Raw genomic sequence first — 12,973 nt, 5'->3', positions numbered from 1 at the left:
GGTTCCGGTCGGGACAGCGACGCGTCAAGCGCCGTAGCAAACTGAAGCGCCGCAAACTCAGGATGCGTTGACCCCGCGCCAGCGGCCGTAGCGCCAGGGCAGATACCAGCGGGCGCCCGGCGGCGGCGTGAGCGGCACGTTGTCGATGCCCGACGTGCCGAAGGGATGGCAGCGGAGCAGCCGCGCAAGCGTCATCCATCCGCCACCCCAGAGCCCGAACCGTTCGATCGCTTCGTCGCCATAGACGGAGCAGGTCGGCAGGTGCCGGCAGTTGTAGCCGACCAGGGGCGACAGCGTGTGCCGATAAAGCCAGATCAGCGCGCGGCCGAATCTGCGCGGCAGCCGGAGCGCGCCCGCGACGGGATTGGAACAGTGCTCGCAGACTGAATGCTTCATGTGCGCTTTGCTGCGATGGTGGGCGACGCATTGCTCGGTTCCGACGCAGGGAACTGCAACGTGTTGTTTTCGCGCCATATTTTACGTGCTTTTTGGGAGCACTGCAGCAAGTCCGTGTAGACGAGCTGTATTCCCCCGGATACCATTTTCATGACACTCGTGAAAACATACGACTGTATGATGGACTCATCGAGCGCGAAGCGGGGATAATCGCGCCAATGGGCTTGGGGAAGGGATCAGTTTGAAACTCCTGACGTCGCTCAACCTTCGCGGCTGGTTGTTGGTGGGAACCGCCGTGTGTGGAGTCGTGCTGGCTGGCGCCGTCGCGACATTCGGGTCGTCGGCCCGCGCGGGGAGCGCTCTCGAAGAGCGCAAGCTCCCGATGAAGTTCAGCTGGATCGCCTGCGAGCCGAACTGCCGCGGCTGGGTCAGCGCGGTCGGCATCATTACTGCCGATACACCGAAGGATTTCGAGGAGTTTTCGCGCGGCCGCCAGCTCGGCGGTGCCACGGTGGTGCTCGATTCCAGCGGCGGTTCGGTCAACGATGCGATCACCCTCGGCCGGCGCTTCCGCAATCTCGGCCTCCTGACGACTGTCGGCATCAGCGTCCAGAACCGCGGCGGGCAAGGCGCCCGTCCGGCGGTCGCGCCCGAGGCCTATTGCGAATCCATGTGCGTGTTCCTGCTGCTGGCCGGCAAGAAGCGCTATGTGCCGGACGCCGCCCATGTCCGGGTTCACCAGATCTGGATGGGCGATCGCGCCGACGATGCGAGGGCTGCGAGCTACACCGCGCAGGACCTGATGATCGTGGAACGCGACATCGGCCGGCTCGCCAAATACACATTCGATATGGGCGGCACCGGCGATCTGCTGTCGCTCGCGCTCAGCGTGCCGCCGTGGGAAGATTTGCACCAGCTGGATTCCGGCGAGCTCAAGCTCACCAATCTCGTGACGACGGACCTCATGGCCGACGTGCTGCCTCACGTGGACATTTCCGCGCCCGCGATGGCGGAGCTTGCACCGAAGACGCAGGCAAGGTTCGGCGCGGAACCGGAGCAGACGCAGCCTGCCAAATCGACCAAGACCGCGGAAGCCTTGGTGCCGACGGGTGGCGTGGCGGCACCGGCAACGCCGGCGCAGCAGAAGTAACATCGCTCCGGAATGACTCAGCCCTGCGCCGTTGCCGGCTGCTTCGCCTTGGCCTCGATCTGACCGATGGCATCGACCACGGCGTCGAAGGTGAGCAGCGTCGAGGCGTGCCGCGCCTTGTAGTCGCGGACCGGCTCGAGGAACTTGATCTCTTCCCATTTGCCTTCGGGAGGCGCGCCGTTCTCCTTCAGCATCTTGCGAACGGTTTCGCGTAACTCACGGAGTTCGCTCGCAGTCGAGCCGACGACTTGACTTGCCATGATGGATGAAGAGGCCTGGCCCAAGGCGCACGCCTTCACGTCATGGGCGAAGTCCGTGACGGTGTCTCCGTTCATCTTGAGGTCGACCTTCACGGTCGAGCCGCACAGTTTGGAATGGGCGGTGGCGGAGGCGTCGGGGTCCGACAGCCGCCCGAGGCGCGGAATATTCCCGGCCAGTTCGATGATCCGCTTGTTGTAGATGTCGTTCAGCATGTGATGGAGTCCAAACACTTCCGCACGGATCGGCCTTGGCGCGCGCCGTCCACGGTCCTATATAGGGTCGGAACCTGCGGAAAAACAGTCCAGCGGGGTGGCCCAGACCCTGTGGCCAGCGCTGGTGGTGAGGATTTCTTCCGCCGGGTTCAGTTGTTCTCTTCAGGCGTCCGGCGGCTTTCCGCCCCGTCTGCCGGTGACACTCCGGCCGTTGAGGCCGTCGAACGGAGTAGACATGGACGCTACAATCAAGCCGATCCGCCCCAATAAGCAGCCCGAGATCCGTCCGGCCGAGCTCGATCCCGCTGAATTCCTCGCGGCCGCCGTCCGTGCCGACCAGCCGCGCCCGGCGCGCGCCGAGGCGGAAGCGGCGGTGAAGACGCTGCTCGCCTATATCGGCGAGAACACCGAGCGCGAGGGCCTGCTCGACACGCCGCGCCGCGTCGTCGAGGCCTTCGATGAGCTCTATCAGGGCTATCACCAATGCCCGGCCGAGGTCCTGGACCGCACCTTCGGCGAGACGGCGGGCTATGATGACTTCGTGCTGGTGCGCGACATCGAGTTCACCTCGCAATGCGAGCATCACATGATGCCGTTCTACGGCAAGGCGCATATCGCCTATACGCCGGTGGAGCGCGTCGTCGGCCTGTCCAAGCTCGCGCGCCTGACCGATATCTTCGCCCGCAGGCTCCAGACTCAGGAGCATTTGACGGCGCAGATCGCCGCCGCCATCGACGAGGTCCTCAAGCCTCGCGGCGTCGCGGTGCTGATCGAGGCGGAGCATACCTGCATGTCGGTGCGCGGCGTCGCCAAACATGGCGCCTCCACCTTCACCAGCCGCTTCACCGGCATGTTCCGCGATAATCCGGCGGAGCAGGCCCGTTTCCTGTCCCTGGTGCGAGGCCTGCAGCGCTGACCTCGCGAGGTTTCATTTCTTGAGCACGATCCTTCCGGAAAACCGCGTTGCACTTTTCCGGATCGTGCTCTGGCGAGGTCGTTGTGTCCGCTCACTCCCATGAGATCGAGGAAGGTCTCACCTTCCTGCCCAGGTTCGACGCGATCGGCCTTGTGACCTGCGTCGCGACCGACGTTGCCACCGGCGACGTGCTCATGGTCGCCCACATGAACGAGGAGGCGCTGCGCAAGACGGTCGCGACGGGCGAGGCCTGGTACTTCAGCCGCTCGCGCAATGCCTTGTGGCGAAAAGGTGAGACCTCAGGTCAGACCCAGCGCGTGGTCGAGATGCGTACCGATTGCGACCAGGATGCGGTCTGGATCCGCGTCGAGCAGATCGGCGCGGCCTGCCACACCGGCCGACGGTCGTGCTTCTATCGCAAGGTCGAGGCCGAGGGCGGGGGAGCGAAGCTGGTCTTCGCCGATGCGGAGCGGCTGTTCGATCCGGACGCGGTTTACAAGAAATAGCAAACTGTCATTCCGGGGCGCGCGTAGCGCGAGCCCGGAATCCATCGCGCGGCATCACGTGCGGTGGAATGGATTCCGGGCTCATCGCTGCGCGATGCCCCGGAATGACTCGGAGTGGGAGCTGCTGCCCAATTAACCCCGCATTAACCATACTTGTCCCACGGTGAGACGACAGGGCGCCGAATTGCCGGCGCCGCTCAACGCCGTGCGGGGCGGGCACCTCAACATGTCGGTCGACAATTTCAGTGCGACGCGGACGGCCGGGCTCGACCCGACGCGCGCACGCGTCGCCGGTGCCATCAAGCAGGCGTCGAACATTTCCGGCGTCAGCTTCCAGTACATGCTGACCACGGCTAAAATGGAATCGGACTTCAATCCGACGGCCGCTGCCACCACCTCGTCCGCGCAGGGGCTCTATCAGTTCATTGACCAGACCTGGCTCGGCACGGTGAAGGAAGCCGGCGCGCAGCTCGGCTATGGCAGCTATGCCGACGCCATCACCAGGACTTCGTCGGGCACCTACACCGTCGATGATCCCCTGAAGAAGCGGTCGATCATGAAGCTGCGCGATGATCCGGAGGCGGCATCGAGCATGGCGGCGGCGCTGACGCAGTCGAACAGCTTCAAGCTCACCGGCCTGCTCGGGCGCAGGCCGAGCGACAGCGAACTCTACATGGCCCATTTCATGGGCGTCGGCGGAGCGGCGAAGCTGATCGCCAATGCCGAGGACAATCCGCAAGCGGCCGGCGCGCGGCTGTTCCCCAACGCAGCCGCCGCCAACCGTTCGATCTTCTACGCCCAGGACGGCCGCGCCCGCAGCGTCTCGGAAGTCTATTCGGTGCTGGATGCGCGCTACGCCAGCGCGGCAAACGCGAAATCGACGCGCAGCGCGATGGCGATGTATGGCGACACGCCCTCGACCACGCAGGTCGCGAGTGCCAATGGCGCGCAGCCCACCGCGCCGGTGATCGACAACGCCGCCTATCTCCAGAGCTTTCCGAACACGCACGCGGTGACGCCCGTCGAGGCGTCGGCGCCAGCGACGCTCGCGGACAATGCGCCGAGCACGCCGGTGTTTCGTTCAATCTATCAGCCCGGCGACGCCACGCAGCCGGTCTCGACCACCGTGCAGAAATTGTGGGGCAACAACGCCTCGCTGACGTCAGTCGCCTCGGCAACGCCGGATGTGCGGCCGCCGCAGCCGCTCGATCTCTTCAGCGATCGCAGCGGTACGTTCTCGAGCTAGCCGAGGTCTTGTGTCCCCGACGCGCTGCAGCGTGAGGCGCGGTTGCGCAGAGCCGGGACCCGTGCCGCCGCAAGTCCTCCGTTGAAGCCAGGCCCCGGCTCTGCAGCGCATCGCCGAAGGAGCGGTGCGCCGCGTCCGGGGCACGTGTAGCCAGCGGCGTTGTTCCCTTAACAAAACGTCAATAATACCAGCCAGTTATGGTGAACGCTTTGTTAAGCGTCGTGGTTTATTTTGTGTTGCAGGTGACGAGCCGTCACCAATTTCGTTTGTTGTGTAAGCCGGAAGCAGCATGATTGTTCGGCAGTTCATTAATTGGATCAGGACGGCGTCTGCCGGCGAGCGGGCCGAGGCGACGCGGGCATTGGCCCGCGCCTGGCTGATCTCGGATCTATCCCACGACGACCGCGTCGCCGCCGAAGGCGCGCTTCTGATGTTGCTCGACGATCCCTCGCCCTTGGTGCGGCAGGCGATGGCCGAGGCATTTGCGCGCAGTGTTGATGCGCCGGCCGCAATCGTGCGGGCGCTGTCGGCGGATCAGCCGACGGTCGCGCTGCCCGTGCTCGAACATTCTCCGCTGCTGATCGATGCCGATCTCGTCGACATCGTCGCGACCGGCAACGACGAGGTGCAATGCGCGGTCGCCCGCCGGATCGCGCTGCCCGTCCCGGTCTGCGCGGCCATTGCCGAGGTCGGCTGTGCGGCTGCTGCGCTTGAGCTGATCGAAAATCCCCATGCCGAGCTCGCGCCGTTCTCCTGGAATCGCATCGTCGAGCGTCACGGCCATCTCGCCGCGATCCGCGAGGCGATGCTGGTGCTGGACGAGCTACCGGCCGCAACGCGTGCGGCGCTGGTGGCGAAGCTGTCGGAGACGCTGGCCCAGTTCGTCGTGGCCCGCAACTGGCTGAGCGCCGATCGCGCCGAGCGCATGACGACAGAGGCACGCGACCGCTCCACCATGAACATCGCGGCGCGCTCGCGCGGCGATGACATGCAGGACCTGGTGCATCATTTGCGTGTCACCGGCCAGCTCACCGCCGGCCTGATCCTGCGCGCACTGCTGTCGAGCAATCTCGATCTGTTCGATGCGGCGCTCGCCGAGCTCGCCGATTTACCGCTCGCGCGCGTCTCCGCGCTGCTGCACGATCGCGGCGGCAACAGCCTGCACGCGCTGCTCCGCCGCGCCGGGCTGCCCGAGGCGACGTTCGCCGCATTCCAGGTCGCGCTCGATGCCTGCCACGAGCAGGGGTTCGTCGACAGCGACGACGGTGCGGCGCGGCTGCGCCGGCGCATGGTCGAGCGCGTGCTCACCCATTGCGAGACCGATCGCGGCGCCGCCGAGCCGCTGATGGTCCTGCTCCGCCGCTTCGCCACCGAATCCGCGCGCGAAGAGGCGCGATTGTTCTGCGACGAAGTCGTCGCGGACGATGCGATCGATCCGATTTACGACGATCTGATCGCGGCGTAATTCAAAGCCCGCGACAGGGTAGACCGGAAGACACAACCTCCGTCATTGCGAGCCACCGGGTCCGCGCGGAGCGCGGCCCGATGACAGGCTCAGCGAAGCAATCCAGAAATCCTGCCGCGAGGACAGTCTGGATTGCTTCGCTGCGCTTGCAATGACGCGCGGAGAGCGCTGGACCCTAATCCGCCGGCGCGATGCTCGGTGCCAGGATCACCTCGAGATGCTCGGGGCGGTCGCGGTTGACGTGGGCAAGGTATTCGTCGGCGACCTTGCGCAGGCGCCGGCTGAGCTCGGCGGAGACGCTGATGCTGTCGAGCCTGGTGTTCTCGTGCACGATGGCGAGGATCGCGTTGATGTGGTGCGTGAACAGCTCGGCCGGCACCTTCGAAAGATCCGGGGCATGCTCGATGACACGGCACAGGCTCTCGGAGATTCCCGCTGCCGACGGGAAGCCGAACGTCGCCGCATCGCCCTTGATGTCGTGGGCGGCGTGAAACAGCTCGTCGCGCAGCTTCTTGCCGAAGCCGTCCTGCTGCACGGCAGTCCAGGCGGCGGACAGTCTCTGGACCTCGATCGTCATCCAGTCCTTGAACTCGCCGGACAGGCCCGCCAGCGCCTGCTCGGCGCGGGCGACCGGATCGTCCATGTCCTTTTCCTCGACCCGGCGCAGAACCTTGCGCAGCGGATTGGGCTGCGTGATCACGTGATGCGTGGCGAAGGCCGTGACCTCGATGTCCTTTGCGCTGTTCTTCGCCATGATGCCTGCCTCGTCTGAAGACGTTGCGCTAGATGGAGGAGCGGGCCTTGTCGAGCAGCGAGGGCTGCTGCAGCACCTCGTGCTTTTCGCCGACGCGGCGCTCCGGCCCCATATAGGCGGAGTTGGTGTTGCGGCGCCGGTCCGGGCCGAAATAGGTCTTGGTCTTGATGAAGGGGCGGGGATTGGCGACCACGTTGAGGATGCGCTGATAGAGCCCCTTGGCCGAGATCGGCTTGGCCAGGAATTCGGTGACGCCTGCATCGCGCGCGACCGTCACGCGGCGCTTCTCGGAATGACCGGTCAGCATGATGATGGGCGCGTAAGGGTTGCCCTTCGACTCCGGCTGCCGGATCATCTGAGCGAGCTCGAGCCCGTCGAAGATCGGCATCGCCCAGTCGGTGATGACGATGTCCGGCACGTAATGGCTGTACATTTCCAGCGCGGTGGCGCCGTCCTCGGCCTCGTAGACTTCGCGTGCGCCGAACGAATGCAGCAGCGTCCGCAGGATGCGGCGCATGTGCGGATTGTCGTCGCAGACGAGAAAGCGCAGCTTGTTGAAGTCGATGCGGAACATGGCGCCCGGGCCGAAGCGGTCAATCTTCGTTAACCATATCGTGGCGGGGGTTAACGAAGGGTTGCGATCGGCCTTTCGGTAGGGCGGGACGGCGCGGCTCAGTAGCCGAACTGCTCGCGCAATATCCGCTCTTCCAGGCTGTGACCCGGGTCGAACAGCATCCGCATCGAGATGGTCTTGTCCGAGAGGACCTCGACGCGGCGGACGTCGCGCACTTCGTCGTGGTCGGCGACCGCCGCCACCGGGCGCTTGTCGCCCTCCAGCACCTCGATCACGACATAGGCGGTGTTGGGCAGCAGCGCGCCGCGCCAGCGGCGCGGGCGGAAGGCGCTGATCGGGGTCAGCGCCAGCAGCGCGGCGTTGATCGGCAGGATCGGTCCCTGGGCCGAGAGGTTGTAGGCGGTCGATCCGGCCGGGGTTGCCACCATGATGCCGTCGGCGATCAATTCGGGCATGCGCTCGCGCTCGTCGATCAGGATCCGCAGGCGCGCCGCCTGGTAGGTCTGCCGGAACAGGGCGACCTCGTTGATGGCGTGATGCAGGTGGACGCGGTCGTTGACATCGGTGGCGCGCATCAGGAGCGGATTGATCTCGGATTCATGCGCCGCTTCGAGCCGCGCGCGCAGATCGTGCGTCGAATATTCGTTCATCAGGAAGCCGACCGTGCCGCGGTGCATGCCATAGATCGGCTTTCCCGTGCGCATGTTCTGGTGCAGCGTCTGCAGCATCAAGCCGTCGCCGCCGAGTGCCACGACGACGTCAGCTTCCCTGGGGTCGCAATTGCCGTACTCCCGGGTGAGCTGGCCGAAGGCGGCCTGCGCCTCGCTGCTCGGGCTGGCGACGAAGGCGATCCGGTCGTATCGCGAGGACTTGGTCATGGCTTCCCAGGCAGGTGCCGCTGGCTCGAGTAAGTTCCGCCGGGCTCGTCTATACGAGGTCGGCCTCGATTGTCGAGGACGACCGCCCTTCAAGGCAAACGGGCGACTGCCGGGTCGAGGACAAAACCGGGTGGTTTCGAGCCCGATCGGCCGGTTCGGGCAGCGCCGGACCGGTGATCCCCCAATCCGTCGCAATTCCCCGCTAGGCTCTGGCCTTCACTGGCTCTCGCAGCCGGGCAGGGAGGACGATCATGACCACGCATGTGAAAGCGTTCCGCCGCACGACCCTGGTGCTGGCCGTGTCGGCTTTCGCGCTTGCAGGATTTGCGCGCGCGGATGATCCGCCGCAGCCGCGCGCGGAGACGACGGCGCCAGCCGGACAGAAGGGCGGGCGCGGCAGCGGCGCGCAAAGTTCGCCCCCGGCTGCCGAGCTGCACCGCCTGCCGCCGGATTCGACCACGAAGCAGACGCTCGATCTGCCGGGCCGCACCCTCAACTTCGCCGCGACCGCCGGCTCGATCCGCGTGTTCGACGGCAAGGGCGAGCCGTTGGCCGACATCGCCTACACGTCCTACGCGCTCGATGGTGCGGACCGCGCCACGCGCCCGGTGACGTTCCTGTTCAACGGCGGGCCCGGCGCGTCCTCGGCGTGGCTCCAGTTCGGCTCCGCGGGGCCGTGGCGGTTGCCGATCGATGGCGAAGCGTTGTCGCCATCTGCCTCGCCGGAGGTGAAGCCGAACGCGGAGACCTGGCTCGACTTCACCGATCTCGTCTTCATCGATCCCGTCAGCACGGGCTACAGCCGCTTCGTCGCCAGCGGCGAGGACGCGCGCAAATCATTCTATTCGGTCGATGGCGACGCCAACGCGATCGCGCTCGTGATCCGCCGCTGGCTCGAGAAGCACGACCGGCTGGTCTCGCCCAAATACGTCGCGGGCGAGAGCTATGGCGGGATTCGCGGGCCGAAGGTGGTGCGCCAGCTGCAGCTCCAGCAAGGCGTCGGCGTCAGGGGATTGATCCTGGTCTCGCCGCTGTTCGACTTCCGCGAGTTCACCGGCACGAGCCTCCTGCAATATGTCGCGACGCTGCCGAGCTATGTGGCGGTGGCGCGGGAGGCCAAGGGACCGGTCAAGCGCGCCGATCTCGCCGATGTCGAGGCATACGCGCGCGGTGAGTTCCTGGCTGACCTCGTTAAGGGCGAGGCGGATAAGGAGGCGACCAATCGTCTCGCGGACAAGGTCGCCGAGCTCACCGGCATCGACCAAGCCGTGAGCCGCAGGCTCGCCGGACGTTTCGACGTCGGTGAATTCCGCCGCGAATTCGACCGCAAGAACGGCAAGGTGACGGGGCGTTACGATGCCTCCGTGCGCGGCTTCGATCCCTATCCGGATTCCAGCAGCTCACGCTTCGGCGACCCTTCCGGCGATGCGCTCCAGGCGCCGCTGACGAGCGCTGCGGTCGACGTGCTCTCGCGCAAGCTCAACTGGCGGCCGGACGGCTCGTATGAAGTGCTGAACGGCTCCGTCGAAGGTCACTGGGATTTCGGCCGCGGCCTCAACCCGCCGCAATCGGTGTCGGAGCTGCGCCAGATCCTCGCCACCGATGCGAAGCTCAACGTGCTGGTCGCGCACGGTCTGTTCGATCTCGCCACGCCCTATTTCGGATCCAAGCGGGTGCTCGACCAGTTGCCGGCGTTTGCGACCCAGCGCGTGAAATTCGTCGTTTATCCCGGCGGCCACATGTTCTATTCGCGCGACGGCTCGCGGCAGGCGCTGCGCGGTGAGGTCGAGGCGCTCATCCGGGAGTAGGCCGGCGCTTGCGTGGCTTGTATCTCCGAGCGATCTCGCCCGCCACGACGCGCTCGGGCTTCACATTGGCACCCGCGATCCAGATGCTACTGACCTTGCCGCGCTTGTCGCGGACGCGGCGGACCGGCTCGCCGTGGCTGGAGTAGCCGCCGGCCCAGGCCAGCTTGCCGGTGTCGCGGCCGGTGACCTCGATCTCGGCGGCATCCATGAACGGGTTGTTGAATTGCGGATTGGCGATGAGCACGCGGTTGCCCGCGGGTACGAAATCGGTCGCACCCCAGATCGTCCACCAGCGGCCGGTCCAGTCGCGCCCACGCCGGTCCGGCGCGCCGCGGGTCTTGAGCACGCGCAGGATCTGCATCGCACCATCCATCCAGAACGGCGCTGCGCCGTCGATCGAGTTGCTCAGGATGCTGATCGCGAGTTCGCAAGACGGTATGGAGCAGGTCCGGGAGATGTAGCCCTGGAATCCGCCGCTATGGCCGAACCAGTCCCAGCCGTCGGTCTTGCCGGCATTGACGCCGAGGCCGTAATAGCCCTCGAAGCTCTGCGGAATGCGCCAATGGTGCCGCGTCATCTCGCGGCGGCTCGCGGCCGAGAGCACGCTCTTTCTCGCATTGGGCGCCAGCTGCGCGAAGAAGCGGGCGGTGTCGCCGGCGGTCGCGACGAAGCCCGCGGCCGATGCCATTGCGTGCGCGGGATTGTCGCCCGGAATCACGCAGCGCTCGCCGAATGGAAGCTTTCGGGTATGGCCGCGCGCGAACGGCGCACCCTTGGGAAGCGGAGCATTCGGTTCGGTCTCACGCAATCCGGCCGGCTCGACGATCTCGCGCTTGATCCAGACGGGGTAGGGCTCCTTCGTCACGGCCTCGATCACGAGGCCGATCAGGCCAAAACCGTGGTTGGAATATTTGAAGCGCGTGCCGGGCTCGATCGCGGTCGGCAGCTTCAACTCCGCGAGCAATTCCTCCGCGTTCAGATACGGACGGCTGTCGATGAACTGGCCGGAATCGGCGCCATCGCGCGTCAGTCCAGCGCTGTGCGAGAGCACCTGCGCGATCGTGGTCTCGGCGACGCCCGGATTGAGGCCGCCGACATATTGACCGATGGGATCGTCGAGCCGAAGCTTGCGTTGCTCGCGCAGCTTCATGATGCCGGCGGACGTGAAGCTCTTCGAATGCGAGGCGATGCGGAAGCGATGACGCGGGCTGAGCTTCTCGCCCGTGTCGAGATTGGCGAGGCCGAACGCGTGCTCGGCGACGACCTCGCCGCGATGGGCGAAGGCGATGATGACGCCCGGCTGCTGGATTGTCGTCAGCTGATATTCGACCCAGGAGCCGATGTAGTCGATCGCGGATCGCAGCCACTTGTCCATTGCGCACCGATTTGCGGGAGGAAGATTTGGTGCGCGAAGCTAGCCGAGAATGCGGAACGGGCACAACCCAAAGGTTGTGCCCGTTCGCTTCGTGCAAAGATCCCGACGTTTCGGCAGGCCGGCGTCTCAGTAGACCAGCGTCGCGCCGGTCGGCTTGTCGAGCGCCGCGGCCAGCGAGCGATACTCGGAGCTGTCGGTGCCGGCGAGCGAGGCGATCTTGTTCAGGTGATATTGCGCCTGTTCGCGGTTGCCCTGCTCGAGCTGCCAGAGGCCGTAATACTGCCAGGTGCGGACGTGGTTGGGATCGTCCTTCAGCGCCAGCTCGTAATAGACCTTCGACGACTGGTAGTCGCCGAGCTTGCGATAGGAATAGCCGATCAGGTTCGCAACGTCGGCAACGTCGTCGCGTTTGAGCGACTTCAGCTGGCCGATCGCGCCCGTGTAGTCGTGGTTGTCGTAGATCGCAGTGTAGGCGGTGCGATAGGCCGCGAGGAATTTGGGATCGCTGATGGAGGAGCTCTTCTTCTTCGATTTTTTTGGCGAGCTATCCGACTTCGGCGGCGGCGAGGGCGAGTCACTGCCCGCGGCATAGGCGCTGGACAGCACCGGCCCGGCTGCCAGCGTCATGGAGACAAGTCCCGGCACCAGCAGCATTGAGAGTTTGCGCATCTAAATTCTCCCGTATGGAACGTGGCGATCCTACACGATTGCCCGAAGACCGGAACACCCAGGGTGCAAAAACATTCCCGCTTCGCACGATCTATTCGCCCCGTAGCGGATGACAAACTTGTCATCGAGATGAACGGAAGCCTGCAACGGCCTTCAGATCGGGTTCAGTGCGCAGCCCCTAGGCTCCCACCCACGATCGAAGGGTGGGCGAGAGGGCGCCGCCTCGAGATCCTTCCAAGAGGAGACCATCATGCTGAAGACCATTTCCGCAGCCTTGCTCGCAGCTTCCGTGATCGCAGCCCCGGCCTTCGCCACGGACGCCGGCAAGACCACCACCACTGCGCCTGCGATCAAGGCGGACCAGAGCCAGACCAAGGCGGCGAACACGGCCGTCAAACCGGATGCAGGCGCCAAGGTCGATGCGAAGGCCGACACGAAGGCTGCCGACGTCAAGGCGGATAGCAAGTCGAGCGCGATGAACGCCAACGCCGCCGCTACGCCCGACGAGCACAAGACCGTTGGCAAGCATCGCCACCAGGACAAGCAGGTCTCGGAAAAGCAGTCGCAGAAGGCGCAGCTGGACGTGACCAAGCCGGCGACGTCTGACAAGCGCAACTGACGACTGATCCCGCGCGGCGGCATCCCTGGCATTGCCCCGCCGCCGCGTGCGGAATCCAGGCCCGGTCCGTTCGTCCTGCCTCGTGCGAAAGCCGAGGTGTCGGCGGCGGGCCGGTGCGCTATTGCGCCGCTGCAAGCGAATTCC

The 12,973-nt window shown here is 65.6% G+C and carries 14 protein-coding genes; 7 read left to right on the top strand and 7 right to left on the bottom strand.

The features are described 5' to 3' along the window. Window positions 1-57: 57 nt before the first annotated feature. Complete coding sequence (gene yidD, locus HAP40_RS24380; RefSeq protein WP_166815347.1) at window positions 58-396, bottom strand: membrane protein insertion efficiency factor YidD; 339 nt, start codon at window positions 394-396, stop codon at window positions 58-60. A gap of 241 nt (window positions 397-637) precedes the next feature. Here yidD and HAP40_RS24375 point away from each other — a divergent pair, with 241 nt between their 5' ends. Next, window positions 638-1,546, top strand: a complete 909-nt coding sequence (locus tag HAP40_RS24375) for a hypothetical protein (RefSeq protein WP_166815348.1) — start codon at window positions 638-640, stop codon at window positions 1,544-1,546. A 17-nt stretch (window positions 1,547-1,563) separates the two neighbouring features. Here HAP40_RS24375 and HAP40_RS24370 read toward each other — a convergent pair whose 3' ends face one another. After that, window positions 1,564-2,019, bottom strand: coding sequence for an iron-sulfur cluster assembly scaffold protein (locus HAP40_RS24370; RefSeq protein ID WP_166815349.1), 456 nt, complete (start codon window positions 2,017-2,019; stop codon window positions 1,564-1,566). A gap of 235 nt (window positions 2,020-2,254) precedes the next feature. Between HAP40_RS24370 and folE the strand changes: the two genes are divergently transcribed. The 4 genes from folE to HAP40_RS24350 all read left to right on the top strand — a co-directional run bounded on the left by folE (window position 2,255) and on the right by HAP40_RS24350 (window position 6,152). Continuing rightward, the gene (gene folE, locus HAP40_RS24365) at window positions 2,255-2,935 is read left to right on the top strand and encodes a GTP cyclohydrolase I FolE (protein ID WP_166815350.1); all 681 of its coding nucleotides are present in this window, start codon (window positions 2,255-2,257) and stop codon (window positions 2,933-2,935) included. A gap of 83 nt (window positions 2,936-3,018) precedes the next feature. Further along, window positions 3,019-3,441 carry a phosphoribosyl-AMP cyclohydrolase gene (gene hisI, locus HAP40_RS24360; protein ID WP_166815351.1) on the top strand — a complete coding sequence of 141 codons (423 nt, stop codon included), beginning with the start codon at window positions 3,019-3,021 and terminating at the stop codon, window positions 3,439-3,441. Window positions 3,442-3,625: 184 nt separating this feature from the next. After that, window positions 3,626-4,687: a transglycosylase SLT domain-containing protein gene (locus HAP40_RS24355; protein ID WP_166819386.1), complete on the top strand. Its 1,062-nt coding sequence runs from the start codon at window positions 3,626-3,628 to the stop codon at window positions 4,685-4,687. Window positions 4,688-4,976: 289 nt separating this feature from the next. Then, entirely contained in the window at window positions 4,977-6,152 is a 1,176-nt protein-coding gene (locus HAP40_RS24350; RefSeq protein ID WP_166815352.1) for a DUF2336 domain-containing protein, read from the top strand. Window positions 6,153-6,327: 175 nt separating this feature from the next. On the opposite strand, the gene HAP40_RS24345 is transcribed toward HAP40_RS24350, so the two are convergent. From HAP40_RS24345 to HAP40_RS24335, 3 genes are all read right to left on the bottom strand, one after another. Further along, window positions 6,328-6,906 carry an Hpt domain-containing protein gene (locus HAP40_RS24345; RefSeq protein WP_166815353.1) on the bottom strand — a complete coding sequence of 193 codons (579 nt, stop codon included), beginning with the start codon at window positions 6,904-6,906 and terminating at the stop codon, window positions 6,328-6,330. 28 nt (window positions 6,907-6,934) lie between these two features. Beyond that, a complete protein-coding gene (locus tag HAP40_RS24340) occupies window positions 6,935-7,480 on the bottom strand; it encodes a response regulator (RefSeq protein WP_008549760.1) in 546 nt (181 codons plus the stop codon). A 98-nt stretch (window positions 7,481-7,578) separates the two neighbouring features. After that, window positions 7,579-8,358 (bottom strand): NAD kinase, encoded by a 780-nt coding sequence (locus HAP40_RS24335; RefSeq protein WP_166815354.1) that lies wholly within the window; start codon window positions 8,356-8,358, stop codon window positions 7,579-7,581. Window positions 8,359-8,609: 251 nt separating this feature from the next. Here HAP40_RS24335 and HAP40_RS24330 point away from each other — a divergent pair, with 251 nt between their 5' ends. Further along, entirely contained in the window at window positions 8,610-10,166 is a 1,557-nt protein-coding gene (locus HAP40_RS24330) for a S10 family peptidase (protein ID WP_166815355.1), read from the top strand. On the opposite strand, the gene HAP40_RS24325 is transcribed toward HAP40_RS24330, so the two are convergent. Continuing rightward, on the bottom strand, window positions 10,153-11,541 hold the full coding sequence (locus HAP40_RS24325; protein WP_166815356.1) for a serine hydrolase domain-containing protein: 1,389 nt from the start codon (window positions 11,539-11,541) through the stop codon (window positions 10,153-10,155). The two genes, HAP40_RS24330 and HAP40_RS24325, sit on opposite strands and share 14 nt — an antisense overlap. A gap of 126 nt (window positions 11,542-11,667) precedes the next feature. Beyond that, on the bottom strand, window positions 11,668-12,210 hold the full coding sequence (locus HAP40_RS24320) for a tetratricopeptide repeat protein (protein ID WP_166815357.1): 543 nt from the start codon (window positions 12,208-12,210) through the stop codon (window positions 11,668-11,670). A gap of 250 nt (window positions 12,211-12,460) precedes the next feature. On the opposite strand from HAP40_RS24320, the gene HAP40_RS24315 reads away from it, so the two are divergent. Beyond that, window positions 12,461-12,829, top strand: coding sequence for a His-rich protein BRANT (locus tag HAP40_RS24315; RefSeq protein ID WP_166815358.1), 369 nt, complete (start codon window positions 12,461-12,463; stop codon window positions 12,827-12,829). Window positions 12,830-12,973: the final 144 nt, after the last annotated feature.

The organism is Bradyrhizobium sp. 1(2017) (assembly GCF_011602485.2).
Classification (GTDB): domain Bacteria; phylum Pseudomonadota; class Alphaproteobacteria; order Rhizobiales; family Xanthobacteraceae; genus Bradyrhizobium.
This window is presented reverse-complemented; position numbering and strand designations above follow the sequence as displayed.